Origin of the sequence: Agromyces subbeticus DSM 16689, assembly GCF_000421565.1 — a bacterium.
GTDB lineage: Bacteria > Actinomycetota > Actinomycetes > Actinomycetales > Microbacteriaceae > Agromyces > Agromyces subbeticus.
This window is the reverse complement of the sequence record NZ_ATXG01000003.1, coordinates 140,947-162,088: the sequence shown is the minus strand read 5'-3', so window position 1 is coordinate 162,088 and position 21,142 is coordinate 140,947. Positions and strand designations below refer to the sequence as shown.

General features: G+C 69.4%; 18 protein-coding genes. 8 read left to right on the top strand and 10 right to left on the bottom strand.

Features of this window, described 5'->3' with window-relative positions; all coding sequences use genetic code 11:
• Window positions 1–9: 9 nt before the first annotated feature.
• On the bottom strand, window positions 10–2,187 hold the full coding sequence (locus H521_RS0106855; protein ID WP_022892289.1) for a S9 family peptidase: 2,178 nt from the start codon (window positions 2,185–2,187) through the stop codon (window positions 10–12).
• Window positions 2,188–2,361: 174 nt separating this feature from the next.
• On the opposite strand from H521_RS0106855, the gene H521_RS21915 reads away from it, so the two are divergent.
• The gene (locus H521_RS21915) at window positions 2,362–5,049 is read left to right on the top strand and encodes an AMP-binding protein (RefSeq protein ID WP_022892288.1); all 2,688 of its coding nucleotides are present in this window, start codon (window positions 2,362–2,364) and stop codon (window positions 5,047–5,049) included.
• Here H521_RS21915 and H521_RS0106845 read toward each other — a convergent pair.
• The 5 genes from H521_RS0106845 to H521_RS0106825 all read right to left on the bottom strand — a co-directional run bounded on the left by H521_RS0106845 (window position 4,997) and on the right by H521_RS0106825 (window position 10,069).
• Complete coding sequence (locus H521_RS0106845) at window positions 4,997–6,100, bottom strand: ABC transporter ATP-binding protein (protein ID WP_026482005.1); 1,104 nt, start codon at window positions 6,098–6,100, stop codon at window positions 4,997–4,999. The two genes, H521_RS21915 and H521_RS0106845, sit on opposite strands and share 53 nt — an antisense overlap.
• Window positions 6,097–7,644 carry an ABC transporter permease gene (locus tag H521_RS0106840; protein WP_022892286.1) on the bottom strand — a complete coding sequence of 516 codons (1,548 nt, stop codon included), beginning with the start codon at window positions 7,642–7,644 and terminating at the stop codon, window positions 6,097–6,099. Before H521_RS0106840 ends, H521_RS0106845 begins: the two co-directional genes overlap by 4 nt.
• 32 nt (window positions 7,645–7,676) lie before the next feature.
• Window positions 7,677–8,726: an iron ABC transporter substrate-binding protein gene (locus H521_RS0106835; RefSeq protein WP_022892285.1), complete on the bottom strand. Its 1,050-nt coding sequence runs from the start codon at window positions 8,724–8,726 to the stop codon at window positions 7,677–7,679.
• Window positions 8,727–8,867: 141 nt separating this feature from the next.
• Complete coding sequence (locus H521_RS0106830) at window positions 8,868–9,629, bottom strand: SDR family oxidoreductase (RefSeq protein WP_022892284.1); 762 nt, start codon at window positions 9,627–9,629, stop codon at window positions 8,868–8,870.
• On the bottom strand, window positions 9,626–10,069 hold the full coding sequence (locus H521_RS0106825; protein ID WP_022892283.1) for a nitroreductase/quinone reductase family protein: 444 nt from the start codon (window positions 10,067–10,069) through the stop codon (window positions 9,626–9,628). The genes H521_RS0106830 and H521_RS0106825 overlap by 4 nt, the downstream gene beginning before the upstream one ends.
• A gap of 139 nt (window positions 10,070–10,208) precedes the next feature.
• Between H521_RS0106825 and H521_RS0106820 the strand changes: the two genes are divergently transcribed.
• Together H521_RS0106820 and H521_RS0106815 are read left to right on the top strand one after the other, a co-directional pair.
• On the top strand, window positions 10,209–10,790 hold the full coding sequence (locus tag H521_RS0106820) for a TetR/AcrR family transcriptional regulator (RefSeq protein ID WP_022892282.1): 582 nt from the start codon (window positions 10,209–10,211) through the stop codon (window positions 10,788–10,790).
• Between the two features lie 137 nt (window positions 10,791–10,927).
• Window positions 10,928–12,199, top strand: a complete 1,272-nt coding sequence (locus tag H521_RS0106815) for a serine hydrolase domain-containing protein (RefSeq protein WP_022892281.1) — start codon at window positions 10,928–10,930, stop codon at window positions 12,197–12,199.
• Between the two features lie 19 nt (window positions 12,200–12,218).
• Here H521_RS0106815 and H521_RS0106810 read toward each other — a convergent pair whose 3' ends face one another.
• Window positions 12,219–12,719, bottom strand: coding sequence for a LysM peptidoglycan-binding domain-containing protein (locus H521_RS0106810; protein WP_022892280.1), 501 nt, complete (start codon window positions 12,717–12,719; stop codon window positions 12,219–12,221).
• 50 nt (window positions 12,720–12,769) lie between these two features.
• Window positions 12,770–14,278 carry a MocR-like pyridoxine biosynthesis transcription factor PdxR gene (gene pdxR / locus H521_RS21910; protein ID WP_051159203.1) on the bottom strand — a complete coding sequence of 503 codons (1,509 nt, stop codon included), beginning with the start codon at window positions 14,276–14,278 and terminating at the stop codon, window positions 12,770–12,772.
• A 90-nt stretch (window positions 14,279–14,368) separates the two neighbouring features.
• Here pdxR and H521_RS21905 point away from each other — a divergent pair, with 90 nt between their 5' ends.
• Window positions 14,369–15,064, top strand: coding sequence for a pyridoxamine 5'-phosphate oxidase family protein (locus tag H521_RS21905; RefSeq protein ID WP_245560945.1), 696 nt, complete (start codon window positions 14,369–14,371; stop codon window positions 15,062–15,064).
• Between the two features lie 192 nt (window positions 15,065–15,256).
• Here the strand turns inward: H521_RS21905 and H521_RS0106790 are convergent, their stop codons facing one another.
• Window positions 15,257–15,634, bottom strand: a complete 378-nt coding sequence (locus H521_RS0106790) for a winged helix-turn-helix transcriptional regulator (RefSeq protein WP_022892276.1) — start codon at window positions 15,632–15,634, stop codon at window positions 15,257–15,259.
• A 138-nt stretch (window positions 15,635–15,772) separates the two neighbouring features.
• Between H521_RS0106790 and H521_RS21900 the strand changes: the two genes are divergently transcribed.
• Window positions 15,773–16,717: an NAD(P)-dependent oxidoreductase gene (locus H521_RS21900; protein ID WP_022892275.1), complete on the top strand. Its 945-nt coding sequence runs from the start codon at window positions 15,773–15,775 to the stop codon at window positions 16,715–16,717.
• Between the two features lie 64 nt (window positions 16,718–16,781).
• On the opposite strand, the gene H521_RS0106780 is transcribed toward H521_RS21900, so the two are convergent.
• Window positions 16,782–17,804, bottom strand: a complete 1,023-nt coding sequence (locus tag H521_RS0106780; protein ID WP_022892274.1) for a LacI family DNA-binding transcriptional regulator — start codon at window positions 17,802–17,804, stop codon at window positions 16,782–16,784.
• A gap of 96 nt (window positions 17,805–17,900) precedes the next feature.
• Between H521_RS0106780 and H521_RS0106775 the strand changes: the two genes are divergently transcribed.
• From H521_RS0106775 to H521_RS0106765, 3 genes are read left to right on the top strand one after another with little or no spacing between them, the layout of a single operon-like run.
• Window positions 17,901–19,265, top strand: a complete 1,365-nt coding sequence (locus H521_RS0106775; protein WP_022892273.1) for an ABC transporter substrate-binding protein — start codon at window positions 17,901–17,903, stop codon at window positions 19,263–19,265.
• A 10-nt stretch (window positions 19,266–19,275) separates the two neighbouring features.
• Entirely contained in the window at window positions 19,276–20,196 is a 921-nt protein-coding gene (locus H521_RS0106770; protein WP_022892272.1) for a carbohydrate ABC transporter permease, read from the top strand.
• A gap of 2 nt (window positions 20,197–20,198) precedes the next feature.
• Complete coding sequence (locus H521_RS0106765) at window positions 20,199–21,140, top strand: carbohydrate ABC transporter permease (RefSeq protein ID WP_022892271.1); 942 nt, start codon at window positions 20,199–20,201, stop codon at window positions 21,138–21,140.
• Window positions 21,141–21,142: the final 2 nt, after the last annotated feature.

The following is a 21,142-nucleotide window of genomic DNA, read 5'->3' as shown; positions in this document are numbered from 1 at the left end:
GAGGGGGCGCTACTCCCCGCTCGGGTGCGCGCCCGCCGCGTCGACGACCCACGCGTAGGCGAACGCCCGCTCGCGCCATGCGGAGTAGCGCCCCGAGACGCCGCCGTGACCGGCCGCCATCTCGATCTTGAGCAGCGGGTCGGCGCCCACGTCGCGCAGCTTCGCGACCCACTTCGCCGGTTCGACGTAGAGCACGCGGGTGTCGTTGAGCGAGGTGACGGCGAGGATGCGGGGATAGTGCCGCCCGCCGTGGGCGCCGTCGTGCACGTTCTCGATGGGGGAGTACGACTTCATGTAGGAGTAGACCTCTTCATCGTCGAGCGGGTTGCCCCACTCGTCCCACTCGATGACCGTGAGCGGCAGCGACGGGTCGAGGATCGAGGTCAGCGGGTCGACGAACGGCACCTCGGCGAGGAAGCCAGAGAAGTACTGCGGCGCGAGGTTCGCGACTGCGCCCACGAGCAGGCCACCGGCGCTGCCCCCCTGGGCGACGAGGCGGTCGGGGGCCGTGATGTCGTTGTCGATGAGATGGCGGGCCGCCGCGACGAAGTCGGTGAACGTGTTGCGCTTCTCGAGCTTCTTGCCGTGCTCGTACCAGAGGCGGCCCATCTCGCCGCCGCCGCGCACGTGAGCGACCGCGAAGACCATGCCGCGGTCGAGCAGCGACAACCGCGGAATGCCGAAGCCGGGGTCGATCGAGTGCTCGTAGGAGCCGTAGCCGTAGAGCACGGTCGGCGCGGGCGTGCCGAGGTCGACGAGGTCGTGCCGGTACACGAGCGAGATCGGCACGCGCGTGCCGTCGTCGGCGATCGCCCACTCGCGACGCTGCGCGTAGCGGGTCGCGTCGTAGTCGCCGAGCACGGGTTGGCGCTTGCGCAGGCGGCGCTCGCCGGTCGCGACCACGACGTCGGAGACGGTCGAGGGTGTCACGAAGCTCGTGTAGCCGATGCGCAGGGTCGGCTGCGTCCAGTCGGGGTTTCCGGCGAGCCCGACCGAGAACAGCGCCTCGTCGAACTCCAGCTCGTGGAGGGTGTCGTCGGGCGTGGCATCTGCGGGGATTCCGGCGGCCGGCACCTTCGCGATCGCGACGCGCGGCAGGCCCTCGCGCCGGTACTCGACGGCGACGAAGTCGCGGAACGCGTCGACGCCCTCGAGGCGCACGTCGGGGTTGTGCGGCAGCAGCACGCGCCGGTCGCCCTGCGGATCGGATGCCGCCATGCTCACGAGCTCGAAGTTCACGGCGCCGTCGTTGTGCACGATGAGCAGGCGATCCCTGCCGCCGGCGACCACGTGCTCGACGTCGTACTCGACCCCGTCCTTCCGCGGCCACACGACGGCGAACTCGCCCGTCGGCTCGGCCGCGTCGAGCAGCCAGGTCTCGCTCGTCACGTTCGATCCGGCCTCGATCGCGAGGAACCGGCGGCTGCGGGTCACGCCGACGCCGAGCCAGAAGCGCTCGTCGGGCTCGTGGAAGACCGAGACGTCGTCGGATGCCGCGGTGCCGACCTCGTGGCGCCAGATCGTGTCCGGCCGCCACGACTCGTCGACCGTCGCGTAGAAGACGTATCGACCGCTCGGGTCGAACGTCGCGCCGCCGGCCGTGCGTTCGATGACGTCGTCGTACTCGCGGCCCGATCCGTCGATCGAGCGAAGCCGGATCGTGTAGCGCTCGTCGCCCTCGGTGTCGATGCCGTAGAGCAGGGTGCCGCCGTCGGCGGTGACGTCGAAGCTCCCGAGCGAGTAGAAGTCGTGGCCGCGCGCCTCGGCGTTGTCGTCGAGCAGCACCTGCTCGCCGGGGAGTGGCGTGTACGAGGCATCCGTCAGCTCGTCGCCCGTCGTCTCGGGAAGCACCGGTGGCTCCCAATCGTCGGGGCCGGCCGCCGGCACCCGGCAGTGGATGCCGTATTGCTGCCCCTCGACCGTGCGGGTGAAGTACCACCAGTCGCCCTCGCGGGCCGGCACGCTGAGGTCGGTCTCCTTCGTGCGGTGCTTGATCTCCTCGAAGATCTGCTCCTGCAGGATCGCGAGATGCTCGGTCTTCGCCTTCGTGTACGCGTTCTCTTCGTGCAGATGGGCGACGACGGCGGGATCGTCTTTCGCGCGCAGCCACTCGTAGTCGTCGATCACCACGTCACCGTGGTGCTCGCGGCGGATCGGTCGCTTCTCGGTCTTCGGAGGAGTCAGCACGTCTCCACGGTACGCCCACGCTTCGCCCGAGCCATCCGCTCACTCCATTCGACCACGCATTTCGACAGCATTTGTGACGCGCATTCGGCGGTCGGGAGGAAGTTAGGTTAGCCTTCTCTGGCTTCGAACATCGGAGTCCCCCTCATATTTCTCCCGTCCCCACGGAGGCGAAGCGTGCCCATTCGCCCGCTCGAGTCGACCGCTCTGCGGCTCACTCGCGGACCCTCGGCGGCGCCGGCGCTCGTCATCGGCCAGACGGCGATCGATCACGGCGAGCTGCGCGACCGGGTGGATGCCCGCCGGCACGAGCTCGGAGCCGAGCGACGACTCGTGATGATCGCCGCGGCGAACGAGGTCGAACCGATCGTCACGTACCTGGCGGCGCTCGAGGGCGGCCATCCCGTGCTCTTCGTCGACGGCGACCCGGCGAGCAATCGCCGGCACCGTGAGGCGCTCATCGAACGGTTCGACCCCGACGTGATCGCCGACGGGTCGGGCGGCCGCGAGGGAGCGACGCGCTGGGCGCTCACCGAGCGTCGTGACGGCACCCGCCACGAGCTGCACCCCGAGCTCGCGTTGCTCGCGAGCACCTCCGGATCGACCGGCTCCCCGAAGCTCGTTCGGCTGAGCCGCGCGAACGTCGAGAGCAACGCCGTCGCGATCGCCGACTACCTGAACCTCGGCGTCGCCGATCGAGCGGTGACAACCCTGCCGCTGCACTACTGCTACGGCCTCTCGGTGGTCAACAGCCACCTCGTCGCGGGCGGCAGCGTCGCGCTGCAGTCGCACTCGGTCGTCGACGACGAGTTCTGGCGCGTCTTCGACGACGTGCAGGCGACCTCCTTCGCCGGGGTGCCCTACACGTTCGACCTGCTGGATGCCGCCGGCTTCGCCGACCGCTCGACGCCGAGCCTGCGGTACGTCACGCAGGCCGGCGGCCGGCTCGACCCCGAGCGCGTGCGCAGCTATGCCCGCCTCGGCCGTGACCGCGGCTTCGAGTTCGTCGTCATGTACGGGCAGACCGAGGCGACGGCGCGCATGGCCTACCTGCCGCCGAGTCTCGCCGAATCGGCGGTCGGAGCGATCGGCGTGCCGATTCCCGGCGGGCGGTTCCGCATCGACGACCCCCGCGACGACGGCGTCGGAGAACTCGTCTACTCGGGCCCGAACGTGATGCTCGGCTACGCCGAGGAGCCGGCGGACTTCGCCTCGGGGCGCGTCGTCGACGAGCTCTGCACGGGCGATCTCGCCCGCCGACGCGACGACGGGCTCTACGAGATCGTCGGCCGCAGCAGTCGCTTCGTCAAGGTGTTCGGCCTGCGCATCGACCTCGACCGCGTCGAACAGCTGCTCGCAGGTGACGGCTTCGAGGTGCGCGCCGCGAGCTCCGACGAGCGGTTGCTGCTCTTCGTTCGCGCTGAGCGGCTGGTCGACGCCGTGCGCGAGCGCGCCTCGGCGCACACGGGGCTTCCGGCGCACATGATTCGCGTGCATGCGATCGAGGAGTTCCCGCGCACGTCGAGCGGCAAGCCCGACACTGCGGCGCTCGTGCGCTACGCCGCCGACCTCGACGCGTGCGCCGAGAGCGCCGCCGACGGCATGCCCGCCGCGGATGGCACGCCCGCCGCGGCATCCGACACCGCGCCCGACGCCGTTCGCCTGCTGTACACCGCCCTGCTCGGCCGGACCGACGTCACGCTCGACGACTCGTTCTCGGGGCTCGGCGGCGACTCCCTCAGCTACGTCGAGGTGTCGCTGCGGCTCGAAGCGCTGCTCGGCGCGCTGCCGCGCGAGTGGCCGACGATGACGGTGCGAGAGCTCGGCGCACTCGTCGTGCCCGAGCGCGAAGAGCCCGAGCCGGCAGCCGCCGGAGCCGCAGCGATGGCAGCGACCCCGGTGACACCCGCGCCGGTCTCGGCCCGGGCGGCGCCCCGCCGTCGCTTGCCCCGCGTCGAGACGCCGGCCGTGCTGCGTGCGGTCGCGATCCTCCTGATCGTCGGCACCCACGCGAACCTCTTCGACGTGAAGGGCGGCGCGCACCTGCTGCTCGCCGTCGCGGGGTACAACCTCGCGAGATTCCAGCTGGCGGATGTCGCGGGCCGCAGCCGATCGCGTTCACTGCTGCGCAGCACCGGGCAGCTGCTCGTGCCCGCCGTGCTTTGGGTCGGTGCGGTCGCGCTCGTCAGCGGGTACTACCGGCCCGAGACCGTGCTGTTCGTGAACAACTTCGGCGGCGATTCGACCTGGAGCGTGCACTGGCAGTTCTGGTTCATCGAAGCGGTTGCGTGGTCGCTCCTCGGCCTCGCGGCGCTGCTCGCCGTGCCCGGCATCGACCGGCTCGAACGGCGGCATCCCTACGCATTCGCCGTCGGAGTGCTCGCGGTCGCCCTCGTGGCGCGCACCCTGCTGCTCGGGGGCGTCGAGGCGCACGCCACCGAGCGGTACACGACCGCCATGGTGGTCTGGTGCCTCGCCCTCGGCTGGCTCATCGCACGCTCGCGCACGCTCACGCAGCGGTGGGTGGCCACGGCCGTCGCCATCGCGAGCGTCGCCGGGTTCTTCGGCACGCCGTCGCGCGAGCTCGTCATCGTGGCCGGGCTGTTGCTGCTGATCTGGCTGCCGGCGGTGCCCCTGCCGCGCCTGCTCGTGCCGCTGGTCGGCGTACTGGCGGGGGCATCCATGTTCATCTACCTCACGCACTGGCAGGTGTACCCGTCGCTCGAGAACCACGTGCCGTGGCTCGCGACGCTGCTCTCGCTCGCCGTGGGCGTGGTCGCGTGGAAGCTCTACTCCCTCGCCTCGTCGCGCCTCACCGCGATGGGTAGAGCACGACGCCGCCGTCGACGCGCACCTCGACCCTGACGCCCGGGTCGAGACCGATGACCTCGTGATGCGGCAGCCGCAGCTCGATCGTCGAGGCCTCGGTGTCGCCGAGCCGCAGGTGCACCTCGGTGATCGGCCCGATGCGGCGGATCCCCGTCACGGTGGCGTTCGGCGCCGAGGCATCCGTGCGCAGCTCGAATTGGGCCGGACGCACCATGGCGAGCGACGCGACGGAGTCGGCCGCCACAGTGCCGGCCACCTCAGTGCCGGCCACCTCAGTGCCGGCCGCCCCTGCGCCGCTGCGGTCGTGCCGAATCGGGATGCGCCCGAGCACGCACTCGGCGCAGCCGCTGCCGAGCGTCGCGGGTAGCAGTACCGCGGCTCCGAGGAAGGCGGCGATCTCGGGCGTCGCGGGGCTGTCGTAGACCTCTGAGGGCACGCCCGACTGGGCGAGCCGGCCGTCGACCATGATGCCGATGCCGTGGCCGAAGGTGAGCGCCTCGTCTTGGTCGTGGGTCACGAGAACGGCCGTCGTCGCCGAGCGCTCGAGGGCCTCGATCACGGCTCGGCGAGTCTGCTCGCGGAGCCCGGTGTCGAGCGCGCTGAACGGCTCGTCGAGCAGGATCACGGCGGGGCGCGGTGCGAGCGCCCGGGCGAGGGCGACGCGCTGCTGCTGCCCGCCCGAGAGCTGGTGCGGAAATCGCCCGGCGAGGGCCGGGTCGAGCGCGGCGAGGCTCATCGCCTCGCGCACGCGGGCCGCGCGATCGCGTGCGCCACGGAGACCGAACGCGATGTTGCCCTCGACCGTGAGGTGCGGAAAGAGGGCGCCGTCTTGCGCGACGTAGCCGATGCCGCGGCGGTGGGCCGGCATCGAGCGCCCGCCCGCCCCTGCGAGCACTCGGTCGCCGAGCGAGATGCGGCCGTGGTCGGGCTCCTCGAACCCGGCGATGAGCCGCAGCAGCGTGCTCTTGCCGCTGCCCGATGCGCCGACGATCGCGGTTCGCGACCCGTCGGGCACGTCGAGCGAGATGTCGTCGAGCACCCGCGTGCTGCCGAACGACTTCGCGACCGAGTCGATGACGAGTCTCATCGCGCGCGCCATCCGCGAGCCTGCGCGAACATCAGGCCGACGGCCGGAATCGAGAGCAGGATGAGCAGCAGGGCATAGGGCGCGGCACCGGGATAGTCGACGGCGGATGCCGCTGACCAGAACTGCGTGGCCAGGGTGCGGGTGCCGGTCGGGGCGAGCAGCAGCGTCGCGGTGAGCTCGTTCGCGGCCCCGAGCGCGACGAGCGCGGCGCCCGCGGCGATCGACGGCACGAGCAGCGGCACGGTGACGCGCAGTCGCGCCACGAGCGGCGAGACGCCGAGCGAGCGCGCGGCCTCTTCGAGCGACTCGGGCACCTGGGCGATGCCGGCGCGCAGCGACACCAGGGCGCGGGGGAGGAACACGATCACATAGGCCACCATGACGGTGAACACCGTCTGGTACAAGGCCGGCACGAGACGGAGCGTCACGGTGACGAGAGCGAGCGCGACGATGATGGCGGGCAGGCTGCTCGCGACGTAGTACGGCGCTTCGAGGACGCGCACGCGGCGGCCCGGGAAGCGGCCGACGAGCCACGCCACGGGGAACGCCACGAGGGTGGCACCGATCGCGGCGCCGGCGCCGAGGAGCGCGGTCTGCAGCACGGTCGCCCCGAGGTCGGCGAAGGCCGAGCTCTCGGCTGCACCGAGCCAGCGAAGCACGCTCGCGAGCGGCACAGCGGTCGACGCGAGCACGAGCGCCGTGAGCGCGCCGATCGCGGGCGCGGTCGCGCGCCCGAGCCGGATCGGCACCGCCGGGTGCGGGCTGCCTGAGCCGACCCGTGCGTACCGACCGCGACCCCTGGCCGACGATTCGGCCACGAGCAGCAGCAGGCACAGCGCCGTCAGCACGACGCCGAGCGACGCCGCGGCCGGCCCGGCGAACGTCGACTGGTAGGCGACGACGATCGCCGTGGTGAAGGTGTCGAAGCGCACGAAGGCGAACGCGCCGTACTCGGCGAGGAGGTGCAGGGCGACGATCAGACCGCCGCCGAGCATCGCGAGGCGCAGTTGCGGCAGCACCACTCGCGCGAACACCGCCCACGAGCCGTCGCCGAGCGAGCGGGCCGACTCCTCGAGGGCGGGGTCGAGGCCGCGCAGCGTCGCGAGCACCGGCAGGTAGACGAGCGGCGAATAGGCGAGCACGGCGACGAGGAGGCCGCCGCCCAGACCGTGGATCGAGGGGATCGCGCTCGCCCAGCCGTAGCTGGCCACGAAGGCCGGAATCGCGAGCGGTGCGGCGAGCAGCACCGCGAACACCCGGCGGCCCGGCAGGTCGGTGCGCTCGACGAGCCACGCCCCGCCGACGCCGAGCACGATCGTCGCCGGCACACCGATCAGGAGCAGCAGCACCGTGTTCAGCAGCAGCTCGCCCACCCGCGGGCGGAACACCAGCTCGGCGAGCTCGGCCCAGCCGATCTCGACGACCGTCGCCACGACGTAGCCGACCGGCACGAGCATGACGGCCGCGAGCACCACGACGAGCGCGACGAGCGTCGCCGGCGGTCGTCGCCCGCCGTCGCCCGACCGACCCCGCCCGCCCGTCATGCGAGCCGGGGCGTCGATCGCAGCGTCTGTCGTCAGAGCAGACCGGCGTTCGTCATGAGCTCGATGACCTGCGGCCCGTTGAGCTTCGAGGGGTCGACGGCGGGCGCGTCGAGCGAGTCGAGTGCCGGCAGCGGCGCCTTCGCGGGGATGCCGCTCGAGACGGGGTACTCGAAGCTGTAGCCCTGGCCGAGGATCGTCTGGCCCTGCTCGCCCGCGAGGAACGCCAGGAACTGCTGCGCCTCGTCCTGGTGTGTGCTCGAGGCGAGCACGCCGCCGCCCGAGACGCTCACGAAGGCGCCCGGGTCTTGATTGCCGAAGTAGTGCAGCTTCGTGTTGCCGCTGTTCTCGGCCGTCTTCTCCTGATCGCGGAACCAGTAGTAGTGGTAGATGACGCCGGCCGGAACCTCGCCCGCGTTCACGGCCTTCATGGTCGCGATGTTGTTCTGGTAGACGGTGGCGTGCTCGCCCATGGCATCGAGCCAGGTCTCGGTGGCTGCTTCGCCCTCGAGCTCGAGCATCGCCGAGACGATGGCCTGGAAGTCGGCGCCGCCGGGAGCGCCGCCCCAGCGGTCGTTCCACTCGGTGTTCGCGAGATCCATGAGCGAGGCCGGCAGTTCGGCCTCGTCGACGAGCTCGGGGTTGTAGACGAGCACCGTCGACCGCGCGGCGATGCCGGTCCACAGCCCGCTCGAGGGTCGGTAGGTCGCAGGCACGAGGTCGAGCGTGGCCTGGTCGACCGGGGCGAAGAGCCCGGCGTTCTCGACGAGCGACATCGCCGGCGAGTTCTCGGTGAGGAAGACGTCGGCCTTGGACGCCTCACCCTCCTGCACGAGTTGGTTGCCGAGCTCGCTGTCGGAGCCGTGGCGCAGCACGACCTCGATGCCGGTCTCCTCGGTGAATGCGGCGACCCACTCCTCGGTCAGCTGCTCGTGCTGCGCGTTGTAGACCACGAGCGCGTCGGCCGAGGGGCTCTCGGATGCGGCATCGTCGGACGGCGCGGCTGCGGAGCATCCGGTCAGGGCGACGGCGGCGAGAACGACGGATGCCGCGGACGCGACGAACGGGGAGGAATGACGGCGCATCACGAGGCTCTTTCGGATTCGAAGTGCAGGAGAGGCTATCCTAACCTTCGCGGGTTCATGCCGAAGACTCCGGCGACTCGCACCCCGCGAATCGTTGCGCGACGCGTCGCGTCGCGACGCCGATCGTCACCGTGCCGTCCTTCAGGTCTGGCGTGCCGGGCGGAGCGTGAGCTCCGAGATCGAAGCTCGGGCGGGCTGACTGACGACGAAGGCGACTGTGCTCGCGATGTCGGTCGCAGTCAGGACGGCGCCGCGAGCCTCCATGTCGGCGTACCAATCGCGGATGAACTGCTGGTCTCCGCCGAACTCCGTGGCGACGGCGCCGGGGTACACGGTGCAGAACCGTACATCACGACTGGCGTACTCCTTGCGCCACGCCTCCATGAGACCGCGCACCGCGAACTTCGAACCGCTGTAGGCGGCAGCCCGTGGCTCGGCCGAGAGCCCGGCCGTGGATGAGATGGTCAGCACGTCGGCGACGCCGTGCTCGCGGGCGGCGTCGAGCAGGTGCGGCAGTGCTGCAGCTGTGAGATGGGCGACGGCGTTGATGTTGATGGCGAAGAGGCTGTTCCAATCCTCTTCGGCCATCTCTTCGGAGGGCTCGTTGACGCCGTATCCAGCGGCGTTGACCAGCGCGTCGATGCTCCCCGTTGTCGCTACGGCGTGCTCCACGGCGCGTGACGCCGCGTGCTCAGCAGTCAGATCGAGCGGAAGCACATGCACGGTACCGGCCCCGGACGGCAGGCTGCGGCCTTCGTCGGCGAGGCGCGCGAGTCGATCTTCTCTGCGGGCCACGCCGACGACGTCGAATCCGATGGACGCCAAGGCGAGCGCGCTGGCGGCCCCGATGCCGCTGGATGCTCCGGTGACGAGCGCCGTGCGGGCGCGTCGATTGGTGATCATGCGTGGTTCTCCTCGGGTGTGGTGATGTCGGTGAAGATGATCTCCATGAGTGGGCTTCCGGCCATCCAGTCGTCGACGAGCTGCGGCTGTCGCACCACAGCCGGATTGTGCGGCTGGTTGAAGTCGTCGACGATGCTCTCGAAAACCGGCCGCTTCTCGACCGGATCGGTGATGGGAACGGCGGTGGCGCGCAGGTCGGCGTGCACACCGTGCTTGAGGTGGAACACGAACCGCGGGTTCGCAAGCAGGTTGGCGTACCACGCTCGGCGGGCGGGCGTGCTGCTGAGGTACCAGCGCCCATGGACGTGATGGAACCAGATCTCGATTCGCCGTGCCCGGCCGGTGCGTGCCCCGGTCGTGGTGATATCGACGGTGCGCTGCCAAGCGGAGGAGCGCCGGTCGATGTTGAGTGCGTTCGTGATCAAGGTCGTGTCGTGCACGGATTCTCCGATTCAGAGGGGGAGTGCGGAGTTGCCTGCGGGTGAAGGCAAGAAAATACTAACTAGTTTGTTCATCTTGAGACGATAGAGGATTACCGGCGCGAATTCAAACCAACCAGTCGGTAGTTACAATTGCGTCGTGACGACATCGAAAGGCGAGGCGACCAAGCGACGCATCATCGATGCCGCCTCGAACGAATTCGCTCGGTTTGGAATCGCCGGCGCCAGGGTCGATCGCATCGCCGCCGATGCGCGGTCGAACAAAGGCCAGATGTACGGGTACTTCGGGGGGAAGGAGTCACTCTTCGACGCTGTGTACGCCGAGCACATCAGCCGGATGGTGAACGCGGTACCCCTGCCCGGCGACGATCTGCCGGGCTATGCCGTCAAGCTGTATGACACCTATCTCTCGCACCCCGAAGTGGTGCGCCTGACGACGTGGGCGCGACTCGAGCGGCATCCGGTCGGAGACATGTACGACGACGGCGAGGACCACAATCGCGAGAAGGTCGAGGCGATTCGCGAAGGCCAGCGGGCAGGGCTGGTCGACCCGGGACTGGACGCAGAGGATGTGTTGTCACTCGTCACCTCGATGTCGATGGCCTGGTCGCCCGCGAGCCCGCTCATCGCAGCCGGCCCCGATGACGCCGGTGAACTCCATGGGCGTCGCCGAGAAGCGCTGCGTGTTGCGGTACGTCGGGCGTTCTCGATCGAACAGTAGGCCCGCCCGCGAGAACCGCCGCTCTCGTCGTTCGGCTGAGAGAGCCCAGTCGAGACACCCCCCGAACGGCCGGAACTGTTGTTATCTCAGGTTCTTCGGCGGGACACTCAGTCATGTCCATTCCACGGCGGGGCCCGATGATCGGGCGAATCGCGGTGTTCGCATGCGCGCTGGGCCTGCTGGCGGCATGCACATCGGGCGGCGTCACGCCCGCAGCGTCACCGAGCCCCCTTGCCTCGCCGACGGGGTCGGATGCATCCGATCAGGTGCCGGGCGACGACGCCGTGAAGGCCGACGCGATCATGCAGATCGTTCGCGACTACATGGACGAAGCGCACCTGAAGGCGGTCATCGTCAAGGTCTCGGTCGACGGCGAAGAGATCGTGACCGCCGCCGAGGGCGAGTCGATGACGGGGGTGCCTGCCACGCCCGACATGCACTTCCGCAACGGCGCCGTGGCGATCTCGTACGTGTCGACCCTGATGCTGCAGCTCGTCGACGAGGGCGAGATGAGCCTCGACGACAAGGTCTCGATGTACCTGCCCGACCTGCCCCACGCCGACGAGGTCACGGTCGAGCAACTGGCCCAGATGACCTCGGGCTATCAGGACTTCGTGCTCGGCAATGACGAGTTCGCCCAGATCGCCTACGCCGACGTGTTCAAGGCGTGGACGACGGAGGATCAGCTCGCGCTCGCGATCGACAAGCCGCTCTGGTTCGAGCCCGGCACCAACTGGGCCTACGCGCACACCAACTACGTCATCCTCGGGCTGGTGCTCGAGGAGGTCACGGGGATGCCGCTCGAAGACGCCCTGCAAGAGCGGGTGCTCGATCCACTCGGGCTCACGAACACGAAAGCGTCGCTCACCGCCGTGATTCCCGAGCCGGCGCTGCACGCCTACAGCTCGGAGCGGCGCACCTTCCTCGAGATCCCCGAGGGCACACCGTTCTACGAGGACTCCACGAACTGGAACCCGTCGTGGACCATCAGTCAAGGCGCGATCCAGACGAGCAACATCGACGACCTGCTCGCGACCGCGGTCGCCGTCGGCACGGGCGAGCTGCTGTCGGAGGAGTCGTACGAGGCGATGACCTCGACCGATCTTCGCGGCCAGACGACGGCGATCGACGGATGCGTCAACTGCCGCCCGCTCGACGAGTTCGCGACCTACGGGCTCGGGCTGTGGATCACGGGCGACTGGCTGCTGCAGAACCCGCTCTTCTACGGCTACGCCGCGGTCAACGCCTACCTGCCATCGGAGAAGATCGCTATCGCGGTGGCCGTCACCTACGAGGAGGAGGCGTTCGACAGCGAGGGGCAGTACTCGAACGGCGGCGACGATCTCTTCCGCAGGATCGGCGCGTACCTCGCCCCCGACGATGCGCCGCCGGTGCGACCCGCGCCGTAGTGCGTGTCGCCGGCGAGGATCACCCGGTCTTCGTCCAGTCGAGGTTGATGACGTCGCCGATGTAGACGTTCTCGCCGAAGTCGTGGATCTGCGGATTCATGCGCAGCAGTTGCTGCTGCGGCAGGTCGAAGCGCTGCGCGATATCGAAGAAGTGGTCGCCCGAGACGACCGTGTAGCTGATCGGCATGCCCGACCCGTCGAGCACGGGCGTGCCGTTCGCGCCGTCGGCGGCGCCGAGGTCGACGGCGGGGCCCGGCTCGTAGACGGGGGCCGGTGCATTCGGCACGGGTGCGGGCGCGGGAGCGGGCACAGGTTCGGCTGCCGGCGGAGCTACCGGGGTGGGCGTCGGCGTCGGGGTGGGCGTCGCGGTGACGGTGGCGACGATCGTGACCGGCGGAGGGGCGGGGGCGCCGACGCATCCGCTCAGTGCGATCACCGACGTGATCACCGCGGCGGTGCCGAGCCCGGCCAGGCCATTCTTGGCATCGATCTTCGTCGCCGTGCCGCGCGCTCGCCTCACCGGGCCTCCGAACCGTAGGGTGGCACGCCGCCCTCGGCGCGCCGGTCGGTTCACCCTATCGGTCGGCTCGTGCGTTCGACAGGCCGTGCGATTCCGCCGTCGATGATCGCGGCACGGATGCGCTCGAGTCCCTCGGCGAGCTGCGTGTCGGTCGTCGCGGCGTAGCCGAACACGATGCCAGGCTGCTCGTCGCCGGCCACCGCCGAGTAGTCGGCGAGCGGCGCGACGGCGACGCCCTCGGCCGCCAGCCTGGCGACGACGGCAGCGGATGTCGCGGCGTCGGGCAGCTCGATCACGGCATGCAACCCGCCGTCGAGCGCCGAGAGCGGTGCGCCCGGCAGGTCGCCGAGCGCGGCGAGCACGAGCCTGCGCCGGTGGGCGTACTCGCGACGGGTCACGGCGATGTGCCGGCGCACCGTGCCGCCGGCGAGCAGCGCGGCCATGGCCTCCTGCGCCACGCCGGGCACCGGGCACGCCTCGTCGGCGCGCACCTCGGCGACCGCGGCCCGCAGAGTGGGGTTCGTCTCGGCGGGCGGCAGCACGAGATAGCCGAGTCGGAGCCACGGCGTCAGCACCTTCGAGAAGCTGCCCACGAGCACGGTCAGGCCGGCCTCGTCGAGCGAGGCGAGCGCCGGAAACGGCGGGCCGGTGTGGCGGAACTCGCTGTCGTAGTCGTCTTCGATCACGAGCGTGCCGGTCGAGCCCGCCCAGGCCAGCAGCTCGAGCCGGGTCGCGACCGGCAAGCGGCCCCCGAGCGGATACTGGTGGCTCGGTGTCACCATCACAGCGTCGGGTCGGTGTGGTGCCCGGCGCAAAGCCTCGAGATCGAGCCCGTCGGCGTCGACCGCGACGGGCATCGTGAGCATGCCGCGGCGCTCGAGCGCCCGACGCGCCGACGGATACCCGGGGTGCTCGACCGCGACGATCGGTTGCGCCCCGCGGAGGACTCGGAGCGCTCCGGCTATGAGCCCGACCGCCTCGTTCGTGCCGGCGGTGATCACGACCTCGTCGGGAGAGCACGTCACGCCTCGCGCGTGGCGCAGGTGGTCGGCGATCTCGGCGCGAAGGCTGTCGACACCGAACGGCGGCGGCGACACCGACGGGATCTCGCGTGCTGCGGCGTGCCGCCACGCCGCCCGCCAGGCGCGCGCGTCGATGCGGGCGGTCGAAGGGTAGCCGGGAAGCAGGGAGATGCGGGGTTCGGTGCGGCCCGGTTCAGCGTCGGGTGCGCCCGTGGGTGCTGAGCTGGTGAGCGCCGCGACGATGCGTGACGTGCCTGGGCCGGCGGCCCCGGTCGCCGGCATGCCGCCGCTGAACGTCGTCGGCAGCTCGGCCACCCGGGTCGCCGCGCCCTGCCGCATGTCGAGGTACCCCTCGCCGGCGAGTTGCTCGTACGCCGCGACGATCGCGCTGCGCGAGACGCCGAGCTCGCTCGCCAGTGCCCGAGTCGACGGCACCGGATCTCCGGGGCGAAGCGCGCCGTCGAGGATGCCCCGGCGCACCCCCTCGACGAGTTGCACCCCGAGCGGTCGGCCCGACGAGCGGTCGATCGCGAGCATCGGCCCATCCATGAGCGCCTCCCGACTGGACTGGTAGAACCTGCGGGAACTGGACTCGCAGTGCGACCAGTGTACGTCGAGACTCGAACCGTGACCACGATCGACGCCCCAGCCCAGCAGCCGCTCGCACCGCGACGCATCCGCCGTATGTCCGAGCGCCAGACCACTGACCGCGACGCCCTCTTCGAGCTGCTCGACACCGAGCTCGTGGGGCACCTCGCCGCCGTCGTCGACGGCGTGCCCATCGTCGTGCCCATGGGCTTCGCCCGCGACGGCGAGCACGTGCTGCTGCACGGCTCGACCGGCGGCGGGTTCGCCCTGCGCGCGGCATCCGAGGGTCAGACCGTCGCCTTCGCCGTGACCGCGCTCGACGGCCTCGTCTTCGCCCGGTCGCTCTTCGACAGCTCGATGAACTACCGCAGCGCCGTGGCATACGGCGTGCTCGAGCCCGTCGAGGGCGAGGGAGCGGATGCCGCATTGCTCGCGCTCTCGGAGCGGCTCATGCCCGGCCGGCCCGCCGAGGTGCGGGCGACGAAGCGCAAGGAGGCCGCTGCGACTCGAGTGCTGCGGTTGCCGCTCGACGACGTGGTCATGAAGATGCGCGCGGCGGGGGCATCCGAGGCGCCAGGCGACGGCGAGGATCACTCGGTCTGGGCGGGCGTCGTGCCGCTCGGTCGGGCGTGGGGCGAGCCGCAGCCGTCGGAGCTCACCCCCGAGGGCACCCCGACCCCCGACTCCGTGGTCGCCCTGACGACGCGGCCGGGCGAAGGTCGGAAACTTCCATGAGGTTTCATCACATTTCGTGATCGCCGAGAGAGGAAAGACCCCGTGTTCGCACTCCTGTTCCTGCTGCTGATCGCGTTTGTCGCCGCCATCGCCGTGGCGGCGGCGCTGGTGCAGTTCCGCCGCGATGGGTACCGGCGCACGCCGGCCGCGCCGCGCTGAGCACCGCGGAGCTCCCGGCCGCCGATGCTCCGGTCAGCCGGTCGCCGGCAGCTCGACTCGCTCGGCACCGATGCGGTCGATGCGGCGTCGACCCCACTCGGCGAGCGGTTCGAGCGCGGCGTTCAGCTCTCGACCGAGCTCGGTGAGTGAGTACTCCACCCGCGGGGGCACCTCGCGGTAGACCTCGCGGTGCACCAGCCCGTCGTATTCGAGCTCGCGCAGGTGCTGGATCAGCATCTTCTCGCTGACACCGGGCAGCCCGCGGCGCAGCTCGCCGAACCGCCGGGTGCCGGCGTCGAGTTCCCACAGGATCAACGACTTCCACTTGCCGGAGACGACGTCCATCGCGGCATCGATGCCGCAGATGTAGGGGCCGCTTCGAGGCTCTGCCGACGGCGCGGTGTCAGTCATGCTTACCATTTGGTAAGTATTGCACTAAATAGTAGGTACTTGTCGGTATCGCAGTGTCGCGTCAGGATGGCGTGATCGGCCGGCATAGACGCGCACGACGTACCCGCTGGCCCGACACCCCACCGAGAGGACACCACTATGAACGCGCCCCTGAACGCGCCCGTCACCGTCAGCATCCTCGGCCTCGGCGAGATGGGGCGCGCGCTCGCAGCCGCCCTGCTCGGGGCCGGTCACGCCGTCACCGTCTGGAACCGCACGCCGGGCCGGGCCGCACAGCTCGTCGAAAGCGGTGCCGTCGAAGCGCCGAGCGCGGGCGCGGCCCTCGACTCGTCGGAGCTCGTCATCGTGTGCCTGTTCGACCACGACTCGGTGCACGAGACGCTCGACCCGCTCGTCGATCGCTTGCGCGGCCGGGTGCTCCTCAACCTCACCACGACCTCGCCCGAGCAGGCGCGAGAGCTCGGGCGGTGGGCGGATGCCGCGGGCGTCGCCGCGCTCGACGGCGGCATCATGGCCGTGCCGTCGATGATCGGCGGGCCCGGCAGCGAGATTCTGTACAGCGGCGACCAGAACTCGTTCGAGCGGTACCGCCACGTGTTCGACCGGTGGGGCATCAGCAGCTACTTCGGCGCAGACCCCGGCCTCGCCTCGCTCTACGACATCGCCCTCCTCTCCGGCATGTACGTGATGTTCGCCGGGTACATGCAGGGTGCGGCGCTGGTCGCCACGGCCGGCGTCTCGGCAACGGCCTTCGCTGAACGCTCGGCCGCGTGGCTGTCGGCGATGAGCGGGGAACTCGTGGGCTACGGCCGCGTGATCGACGGCGGCGACTACACGGTCGCCGGGCAGCAGAGCCTCGATTTCTCCGACCTCTCGAAGATGCTCGAGGCGGCGGCCGAGGCCGGGGTCGGGGCCGAACCGCTCGCGATGGTGCAGTCGCTCATCGCGCGCCAGCGCGACGCGGGGCGCGGCGCCGAGGGCTTCGCCCGCATCTTCGAGTCGGTGCGGCACGCCGACTCGGTCGCGGGGTCCGGAGGAGGTGAGCGCCAGACGACGGTCGACGGGAGTGCAGCTGCGGCCTGACCCGCGATGAGCGCCATCGAGTGCTGCGGCGTGCCGGCTGTGCCGGCTGTGCCGTTCGGGCCGCTCAGTTGCGCGGTGCGGCGCTCGTGCTTTCGCGGGCGATGAGGCGGTGCGGAGCCACGATCTCCTGCGCTGGTGACGCCGGATCGTCGATCCGCGCCGTGATGCGTCGCACGGCTTCGCGAGCGATGAACGGCGTGTCGAGGGAGACCGTGCTGAGCGACGGCCGCGCGTAGCGACCCTCTTCGATGTCGTCGATGCCGATCACCGCGATGTCGTCTGGAACGTGAAGGCCGGCGTCGAAGATGGCGCGCATCGCGCCCATGGCCAGGAGGTCGGAGAAGCAGAAGATCGCGTCTGGGCGTGGGCTCAGTTCGAGGAGTGCGGTCGCAGCGGCATAGCCGTCGGCGCGGCTGTAGTGGGCCGCCGACTTCTCGTAGTCGGGGTCTGGTTCGAGTCCCGCGTCGCGCAGCGCCGCTTCGTACCCAGCGGTGCGTTGCAGCGGAGTCGCGTATTCCTCGAGCGGCTGAGTGCCGATGGCCGCGATGCGGCGGCGGCCGAGTGCGATGAGGTGCGAGACGGCGTCGTGTGCTGCGCGGACGTTGTCGATCGCGACGTGATCGAACCGACCGTCGAACTCGTGCTCGCCGAGGAGGATGAGTGGCATCCTGGTCGCGCCGTTCATGGAGAGCAACTCGGTTTTCGTCACCAGTGGGCTGAAGAGCAACCCGTCGAAGAGCATCGTGCGGTCTTCGCCCATGAGGAGCTCGCGTTCGCGCTCGTGGTCGTGCCCCGTCTGGTCGATCATGACGCGATAGCCGAACTCGGCGGCAGCATCGATGACGTCACGGGCGAGTTCGCTGAAGTAGGGCACGTCGATCTCGGGCACGATGAGTGCGAGCATGCCGGTGCGCCCGGTGCGGAGCGTTCGGGCGACGGGGTTCGGGCGGTAGTCGAGCTCTTCGATCGCCTTGAGCACACGCACCCGCATGCGGTCGCTCACGTGCGTGTAGCCACTCACCACGTTCGACACGGTGCGCACGGAGACCTGTGCTCGCTCGGCCACATCGCGCATCGTTGAAGGCATGCAGCAATACTAGCGTTTGCAACGTACGCAAATTCGGTTTACAGTTTGCAGACGTTGCAAATCGACGATGTCGCACCACAACACGAAGGAGTGTCCATGCACCGCCACATCAAACGGCGCGGCGCGCGTCTTGCCGCCATCGGAGCGATCGCGGTCGGCGCGATGGCGCTGACGGCGTGCGGCCCTGATGTCACGGGCGGCGGCGCCGAAGCCGGCGACGATCGCTTGCAGGCGCCCACCGCCCAAGGGCCCGAGGGCGAGATCACGATCTGGGATCGCTCGGGCGACCTGTTCGAGGTGTTCGAAGCAGCCATCGACGACTTCAACGAGAAGTACCCGAACATCACGGTCAATCACGAAGCCGTCGACATCGACGCCAAGCTGCAGAACACGCTCATCACCGGCACCGATGTGCCCGATGGCGTGTTCCTCGACGATGCGAAGGTCGGCGGATTCGCCGAGTACCTGTGGGACCTCAGCGATGTCCTCGACCCGTATGTCGCTGACATCGCGCCGCAGAAGGTCGATGTGAACTCGGTCGACGGCGGCATCTACGGAGTGCCGTTCGACCTCGACCCTGGACTGCTCTGGTACAACGCCGCGGCGCTGGAGTCCGCCGGTGTCGACGCGACACAGATCGAGACGTACGACGACCTCATCGATGCCGCCCGCGCCTATCAAGCCGCCAAGCCCGGCTCGAAGCCGATCCACCTCGAGCAATCCGCCTTCCTCGGCCAGCTGCAGCTCGAGATGTACGCGAACCAGCTCGGCACCTCGATCGCCGATGAGAACGGGGACTTGCGTCTCGACAGCCCGGAGTACGAGCAGATCCTGACGTTCCTCGACACGGTGCAGTCCGAGGGGCTCGGCACGCGCGCCGAGTACCTCAGCCCGACCGATATCGCCGAGCTCGAGAACGGCAACCAGGTGTTCTACCCGTGGGCGATCTGGTTCAGCTTCGCACCGCAGCAACTGCTGCCCGAGACCAGTGGCGACTGGCGTGCCATGGAACTGCCCGCGTGGGAGGCCGAGGGGGCCCGAAGCGGTGCGATGGGAGGGTCGTCGTTCGTGCTGCCGAAGGACGGCGAGAACTCCGAACTCGCGTGGCTGTTCTACGAGTTCCTCATGTTCGACGAAGCCGGATACACGGCGGTCTGGGGACCCAACGACATCTATCCGACCGGACTCAACACCTCGATCCCGAGCTACTCACCGGCAGCGAACCCGTCGGCTCCCCTCTTCGAACCGGTCGACGCGCTCGGCGGACAGGACCTCTGGGCGGTCGCGACCGAGGCCGGCGCCCAGATCCCCGGCGGTACGCCGATTCCGAGCTGGTGGGCCGGTGCGGTCGACTACCTCGGCAACGACGTTCAACGGATGCTCGACGGCGATCTCACGCCCGACCAGGTGCTGACCGGTTCGACCGAGGCCATCCAGACCAACCTCATCGATCGGCAGTGACCCCAGCACCATGACCGCACTCCCAGCCACTCACTCCGCGGCACGTCAGCGGCGCCGCCGTCCCGGCAGCGCGTTGATCCGCCGGCGCCTCGCTCCGTATCTCTTCGTGTTGCCGTTCCTCGCGATCTTCTTCGCGTTCAGCGTCTACCCGCTCGTCTTCACGGCGCGCTTGAGCTTCACGAACTGGCGCGGCACCGGGGCCGCGGAGTGGGTCGGTTGGGACAACTACACGTACCTGCTCTCGAACCCCGGCTTCTGGGGCTCGCTCGGCAACTCCGCCGTGCTCTGGTTGCTGATCGTGCCGATCCAGCTGGTGCTCGGCGTCATCGTCGCCGTGCTGCTCAACTCGGCGACGCTGAGGTTGCGCGGCATGTACCGGGTCGCGTTCATCGTGCCGTTCGTCACGCCGCTGGTCGCGGTCGCGCAGATCTGGATCGTCCTCTTCGACCAGCAGTACGGTGCGGTGAACGCGGTACTCGGCGGGCTGGGCCTGCCCGACGTCGGCTGGCTCACGACGAGCGAATGGTCCAAACCCACGCTCGCGCTGCTCTTCCTGTGGAAGACCACGGGGTTCATCGTGATCATCCTGCTCTCCGGGCTGCAGTCGATCGACAATTCGCTGTACGAAGCGGCAGACCTCGACGGAGCCTCGCGCGTCCGTCAGATCTGGAGCATCACGGTGCCATTGCTTCGCCGCACCATCATGTTCGCGGTCGTGCTGCAGACGCTCGCGGTGTTCCAGATGTTCGCCGAACCCTTCGTCGTGACGCAGGGCGGCCCGTACAACTCGACGACCACGGCCGGCTACTACCTCTACAACCACATCACCCGCGCCGACCTCGGCACCGGTGCCGCGAACTCGTTCCTGCTGGTCATCCTCGTGATGGCGCTCTCCCTGCTCTTCGTCCGGACCCTGCGAGCGAAGGATTGACCATGGCCGACATGACACTCACCGAGCGCGATCAGCGCGAGACATCCGCACCTTCGACCTCGGCGACTGAGCTGGGTCCCGTCGGTGCCCGGGGTTCCCGCCGCTCACAGCTCAGGATCGGCACGCACGCCTTTCTCCTGCTCCTGATGGCCGGCTTCCTCGCGCCCGTGGCGTGGGCGCTCGTCTCCTCGTTCAAGCCGGCCAACGACATCATCCGTGCGCCGCTCTCGTTCGATCCGTCGACGTTCACGCTCGACAACTACGTGGCGATGTTCCACGACGTCCCCATCGCGCACGGCTTCCTCAACACGGCGATCGTGCTCATCGCCAAGGGTGCCATCACGATGTTCTTCGCACCACTGGCGGCCTACGCCTTCGCGAAGTACGAGTTCGTCGGCAAGAACATCATCTTCGGGGCGGTGCTCATCACCCTGATGCTGCCCACCATCGTGCTCATCATTCCGCTGCTGCTCGAGATGAAGACGTTCGGCTGGGTCAACACGTACCAGGCACTGATCCTGCCGGGTGCCGTCGACGCCTTCGCGATCTTCTGGATGCGGCAAGTGATCAGCGCGGTGCCGGACGAGCTTCTCGACGCCGCTCGAGTCGACGGTTGCAGCGAGTTCGGCATCTTCTGGCGCGTGATCGTTCCAGTCATCCGCCCGGGACTCGCCGGACTCGCGGTGCTCACGATCATGAACATCTACAACGACTTCGTCTGGCCCGTGGTCATCGCGAGTTCCGAGCAGATGGCGACGCTCCAGGTCGTGCTCTCGACGCTCGCCCAGAACATCACGGGCAACCGGATCGGGGCGGACTACGCCACGGTCACCGGCGAACTCCTCGCGGCGAGTTCCGTCGCACTCATCCCGCTGCTGGTGCTCTTCATCGTGCTTCAGCGTCACTTCATCAACGGCATCCTCGCCGGAAGCGTGAAAGGTTAGAA